This window comes from Pantoea sp. SIMBA_079, from assembly GCF_046940275.1.
Lineage (GTDB): Bacteria > Pseudomonadota > Gammaproteobacteria > Enterobacterales > Enterobacteriaceae > Pantoea > Pantoea borealis.
The window spans coordinates 1-255 of record NZ_JAWRYR010000602.1 but is presented as its reverse complement, the minus strand read 5'-3'; the positions used below and the strand labels follow the sequence as shown (position 1 = coordinate 255).

General features: G+C 52.5%; 1 protein-coding gene. It reads right to left on the bottom strand.

Features of this window, described 5'->3' with window-relative positions; translation table 11 throughout:
- The coding region (locus tag SB719_RS21345) for a hypothetical protein (protein WP_412159916.1) at window positions 1-255 on the bottom strand (255 nt) is incomplete at both ends.

Sequence of the window (255 nt, the reverse complement as noted above, 5' to 3'; positions counted from 1 at the left end):
GTTGGCGTTTAACACGGAGAACCGGTCGAAAAAGCTCTCCGTACATGATTTTTCGGTCACTTTTCGTCCAATGACGCTGTAGGTGCCTGGAAAATTGCAACTTGCCGCGGCTGCACGACAAGTTGATCGGAGCATCCCTAGCTGGCACTGCACTTCGGTGACAGCTTCAGAAGGCTCGCAGCCATCACAGTACAAGTCGTGCAGCCATTCTTCAGTTTCAACCTGGTCATCTACGATGTAGCCGCCGAGGATCTG